Raw genomic sequence first — 4,653 nt, forward strand, 5'->3', positions numbered from 1 at the left:
CCGCGCGGCTGTTCGCCGAGGGCACGCGCAGCGCTTTCGGCGCGCTGCCCATCGACGGGTTGCCGGCGGACAACCGCTGCACCGCGAGCTTCGGTGTCGCCGAACTTCATCCGAGCGAAGACTTTGCCGATCTGATGCGGCGCGCCGACCAGGCGCTCTATCAGGCCAAGAATGCCGGGCGCGATTGCGTGCGCGTCTCCGCCGGGCCGGCCGGCAACTGGTCGTCAGCCGGAATGGGAGCTAGCGGCAGGGGCTGAGTTCGGGCATCTCGCCGTCGGAGAGGCCGTACATATAGGAGCGGCCCTTCACCAGCACCGGCGGCCGGTAGCAATCGCTGTAGCCTGATATTTCGTCGGCTTCGTTCTCGTAGATCACCTTGGGCTGGCCGGCGCTGGTGTAGTCGGACAATTGCTTGGCCAGCCTGCCTTCGCCGACGAGGATGCGCTTGTAGCCGGCGGCGCTGTCGATGACGAGATTGCCGAAGGAATCGGCGTAGACGCGATCCTGATGCCGCGCGCCGGCGAGCGCTGGCGCTGCAAGGCCGACGACCGAGGCCGCCATTATGAGCGCCGCAAGGCGCGATCTGCCCGAATTCGAACGCATGGCGTCCTCCGTGTCTTGAGGAAAGCTTCCTCGAATCAGAAATTAACCCTTTCTTAACCTTTGTTAAGAGGCTGACGCGTTTCGCGGCGATGTCTCGGTAAACATGGTTAATATCCGTTAATATCCGACTGGATGGAAAACCCTGTGGCCATCATTCGGCCATGCTTGACCGCACCATCGCGCCGGTGTCCGTCCCGGCGTCGGGATGACCTTGATCTTGGCAGAGCATCGCGGCTGGTTTGCCGCGCGGGAGGACAGCATATGGCGCTACGCCGGCCGATTTGGGTGTCTGTTTTCCCGTTGCTCGTTATCGTTGCTGCCTGTGTGCCACAGGGCAGCGCACCGAAAGCGGCCAATACCGTCGTCTCGCCTGCGCCGGCTCAGCAACCCATCGCAGCCGCGGCGCCCCCGGCAGCTTCAACCAAGATCACCACCGACCTCACCGCGCCGCGATCCACTGTGGGTACGGCAACCTATGGATGCGGCAATGGCAGCGCGATCACCATTCAGAATCTCGGCTCATCGTTGCGTGTGATCGAGCCGGATGGCGCGACTGAAGAGTTTGCGGCGTCGCCCGCCAACCAGTCCAGCCGCTACCAGGAGGCCGCCACACATAACGCAATCGTGATCGACGGGCGTGAGGCGCTGGTGATGAAGAGGGGCTCGACGCCGCAGACCTGCAAGCGACAGGCCGCACGGCTAATGAGCAGCGTATGCTGCACTGCAGCGATACAGAGCCGGCTGCGGGCCATCAGCCCCTAATCGATTGAAGCCCGAGCCTGCCTTTTTGTCAGACTAAATGACGTTTCCAAAACGATTTTCTGGCTTTGACGCGGTGCAAAAAGAGCATTAGAAACCGGCTGTCCGAAGTCATACATAAGGCGGCAAATGCCGCTTTCCATCGCGGCTCCGGACGTCGAACTGGGGGAGCCATGAGCAAATCACCAGCCACCCGCGAATTTGCCAGACGTGAACGGCCACTCTCGCCGCATCTGACGATCTACCGGCCGCCGATCACCATGACGATGTCGATCATCCATCGCATCACCGGCGGCGCGCTGTATTTCGGCACGCTGCTGGTCGCCCTGTGGCTGATGGCGGCGGCAAGCTCGCAGGCGACCTTTGATTGGGTCAACTGGGCCTTCGGCACCTGGCTCGGCAGGTTGATCCTGTTCGGTTACACTTGGGCGCTGATGCATCACATGCTGGGTGGTGTGCGCCATCTGGTCTGGGACACCGGCGCCGGTCTCGAAAAGCACACGGCCTCGAAGATCGCCTGGGCGACGCTGGTCGGCTCGATCCTGCTCACGCTGCTGATCTGGATCGCCGGCTACATGGCGCGAGGGGCCTGATCATGAGCGGCAACAACTCCGACATGCGCACGCCGCTGGCGAAGGTTCGCGGCCTGGGTTCCGCCCGCGAGGGCACCGGACATTTCTGGCGCCAGCGCCTGACCGCGATCGCCAACATCCCGCTGACGCTGTTCTTCGTCGGTTTCCTGATCGCGCTCAACGGCGCTGACCATGAGCATGTGCGGGCAGCCCTTGCCAATCCGTTCGTGGCGCTGGTGATGGCCCTGGTGCTCGTCTCCGGGCTCACCCATATGCGGCTCGGCATGCAGGTGATCATCGAGGATTACGTGCATGGCGAAGGCATGAAGCTGGCGCTGATCGCGCTCAACACATTTTTCACAATAGCGGTCGGCGTCGCCTCGATCTTCGCCCTGCTCAAGCTGACATTCGGAGGCTGAGTTGGCCAAGGACGCGAAACAAGCCAACATGGCAGGCTACACCTTTGTCGACCACAAGTTCGACGTGGTGGTCGTCGGCGCCGGCGGCGCCGGCCTGCGCGCCACGCTCGGCATGGCCGAACAGGGCCTGCGCACCGCCTGCATCACCAAGGTGTTCCCGACGCGCTCGCACACTGTGGCGGCGCAAGGCGGCATTGCCGCTTCGCTTGCCAATATGGGTCCCGACAATTGGCAATGGCATCTCTTCGATACCGTCAAGGGTTCGGACTGGCTGGGCGACATCGACGCGCAGGAATACATGGTCCAGCAGGCGCCCGCCGCGGTTTATGAACTCGAACATTACGGCGTGCCGTTCTCGCGCACCGAAGAGGGCAAGATCTATCAACGGCCGTTCGGCGGCATGATGATGAATTTCGGTGAAGGCCCGCCGGTGCAGCGCACATGCGCCGCCGCCGACCGCACCGGCCATGCCATGCTGCACACGCTCTACGGCCAGTCGCTGAAGCACAATGCGCAGTTCTTCATCGAGTATTTCGCGCTTGACCTGATCATGGAGCCGGACGGCACCTGCACCGGCGTCGTCGCCTGGAATCTCGACGACGGCACCATCCACCGCTTCTCGGCCAAGATGGTGGTGCTGGCGACCGGCGGCTATGGCCGCACCTATTTCTCGGCCACCTCGGCGCATACCTGTACCGGTGACGGTGGCGGCATGGCGGCGCGTGCCGGCTTTCCGCTGCAGGACATGGAGTTCGTGCAGTTCCACCCGACCGGCATCTATGGCGCCGGCTGCCTGATCACCGAAGGCGCGCGCGGCGAGGGCGGCTATCTCGTCAATTCCGAGGGCGAGCGCTTCATGGAGCGCTACGCGCCGTCGGCCAAGGACCTTGCCTCGCGCGACGTCGTTTCGCGCTGCATGACGCTGGAAATCCGCGAGGGCCGCGGCGTCGGCCCGAAGAAGGACCACATCTTCCTGCATCTCGACCACCTTGATCCGGCCGTCCTGCATGAGCGGCTGCCGGGCATTTCGGAATCGGCAAAGATCTTTGCCGGCGTCGACCTGACCAAGGAGCCGATCCCGGTGCTGCCGACGGTGCACTACAATATGGGCGGCGTGCCAACCAATTACTGGGGCGAAGTGCTCAACCCGACGGCCAGGAGCCCGGACAAGGTGTCGCCCGGCCTAATGGCGGTCGGCGAAGCCGGCTGCGCCTCGGTGCATGGCGCCAACCGGCTCGGCTCGAACTCGCTGATCGACCTGGTGGTGTTCGGCCGCGCGGCGGCGATCCGGGCCGGCCAGGTGATCGACCGCAATTCGGCGATCCCTTCGCCCAACGAGGCCTCGGTCGAAAAGATCATGGACCGCTTCGACCGGCTTCGCCACGCCAATGGCTCGACGCCGACGGCGGTGCTGCGCGAGAAGATGCAGAAGGCTATGCAGGAAGATGCGGCGGTGTTCCGCACGCAGGAATCGCTGGACAGTGGCTGCAAGCGCATTTCGCAGATCTGGAGCGAGCTCAAGGACATCAAAGTGTACGACCGCTCGATGATCTGGAACTCCGACCTGGTCGAGACGCTGGAGCTGGAAAACCTGATGGCCAACGCCATCACCACGGTCTACGGCGCCGCGGCGCGCAAGGAGAGCCGTGGCGCGCACGCGCGGGAAGATTTTTCCGCCCGCGACGACGCCAACTGGCGCAAGCACACGCTGGCGCGGCTCAGCGATGACGGCAAGGTGACGCTCTCCTATCGGCCGGTGCACACCGAGCCGCAGCTGGCGGAAAAGGACGGCGGCATCAGCCTCGCCAAGATCGCGCCGAAGGCCAGGGTGTATTGACGATGGCGCTGGCGGCCTCGGGATATTCCGGCACGCCCCTTCCGGCCAAGCTCGGCCTGAAGCACGGCATGACCGCCGCTTTCATCGCGCTCCCCGACGACCTCAGCGATCTCGCCGAATCCATGGACTTCGCTCAAGTCGACCGGCTGGCAGACTGGTCGCGGATTTCGGGAACGACCCTGAAGTATGACGCCGTCCATGCCTTCACCCGGCAGCGTGTCGAGATCGAGGATCGCCTCGGCGATGTCGAGGCGGCGATCAAGCGCGACGGCATGGTCTGGGTGTCCTGGCCAAAGAAGGCATCGAAGGTGGCCACCGACGTCACCGAGGGCGTTGTCCGCGCCGAGGCGCTGAAGCGCGACCTTGTTGACGTCAAGGTCGCCGCCGTCAATGAAATCTGGTCCGGGCTGAAGCTCGTCATCCGAAAGGACCGCAGGTAATGGTCGAACTGACGCTTCCCAAG

6 protein-coding genes and 1 pseudogene are annotated in these 4,653 nt (G+C 63.8%); 6 read left to right on the plus strand and 1 reads right to left on the minus strand.

From position 1 onward, the window contains the following. A partial coding sequence (locus tag EN935_RS23005) for a diguanylate cyclase (RefSeq protein ID WP_127373635.1) occupies nt 1–257 on the plus strand: 257 nt, incomplete at its 5' end. Here the strand turns inward: EN935_RS23005 and EN935_RS23010 are convergent. Next, the gene (locus EN935_RS23010; RefSeq protein ID WP_127262243.1) at nt 241–603 is read right to left on the minus strand and encodes a hypothetical protein; all 363 of its coding nucleotides are present in this window, start codon (nt 601–603) and stop codon (nt 241–243) included. The two genes, EN935_RS23005 and EN935_RS23010, sit on opposite strands and share 17 nt — an antisense overlap. Nucleotides 604–864: 261 nt before the next feature. On the opposite strand from EN935_RS23010, the pseudogene EN935_RS23015 reads away from it, so the two are divergent. The 5 genes and pseudogenes from EN935_RS23015 to EN935_RS23035 all read left to right on the plus strand — a co-directional run. Then, nucleotides 865–1,290, plus strand: a pseudogene (locus EN935_RS23015) (hypothetical protein); the annotation flags it as partial. A gap of 245 nt (nt 1,291–1,535) precedes the next feature. Then, nucleotides 1,536–1,955 (plus strand): succinate dehydrogenase, cytochrome b556 subunit, encoded by a 420-nt coding sequence (gene sdhC, locus EN935_RS23020; protein ID WP_109663862.1) that lies wholly within the window; start codon nt 1,536–1,538, stop codon nt 1,953–1,955. A gap of 2 nt (nt 1,956–1,957) precedes the next feature. After that, nucleotides 1,958–2,353 carry a succinate dehydrogenase, hydrophobic membrane anchor protein gene (sdhD, locus tag EN935_RS23025; RefSeq protein ID WP_109663865.1) on the plus strand — a complete coding sequence of 132 codons (396 nt, stop codon included), beginning with the start codon at nt 1,958–1,960 and terminating at the stop codon, nt 2,351–2,353. A gap of 1 nt (nt 2,354) precedes the next feature. After that, a complete protein-coding gene (sdhA, locus tag EN935_RS23030) occupies nt 2,355–4,190 on the plus strand; it encodes a succinate dehydrogenase flavoprotein subunit (RefSeq protein ID WP_126066888.1) in 1,836 nt (611 codons plus the stop codon). Between the two features lie 2 nt (nt 4,191–4,192). Then, nucleotides 4,193–4,630: a DUF3052 family protein gene (locus tag EN935_RS23035; RefSeq protein ID WP_127262242.1), complete on the plus strand. Its 438-nt coding sequence runs from the start codon at nt 4,193–4,195 to the stop codon at nt 4,628–4,630. Nucleotides 4,631–4,653: the final 23 nt, after the last annotated feature.

This window comes from Mesorhizobium sp. M7D.F.Ca.US.004.03.1.1 (assembly GCF_003998635.1).
In the GTDB taxonomy this organism is placed as follows: domain Bacteria; phylum Pseudomonadota; class Alphaproteobacteria; order Rhizobiales; family Rhizobiaceae; genus Mesorhizobium; species Mesorhizobium loti.

Excerpts from the sequence above, each read along its gene's own strand:
- EN935_RS23010 (WP_127262243.1), bottom strand. The coding sequence starts at position 603 with ATGCGTTCGAATTCGGGCAGATCGCGCCTTGCGGCGCTCATAATGGCG.
- sdhC (WP_109663862.1), top strand. The coding sequence starts at position 1,536 with ATGAGCAAATCACCAGCCACCCGCGAATTTGCCAGACGTGAACGGCCA.
- sdhD (WP_109663865.1), top strand. The coding sequence starts at position 1,958 with ATGAGCGGCAACAACTCCGACATGCGCACGCCGCTGGCGAAGGTTCGC.
- EN935_RS23035 (WP_127262242.1), top strand. The coding sequence starts at position 4,193 with ATGGCGCTGGCGGCCTCGGGATATTCCGGCACGCCCCTTCCGGCCAAG.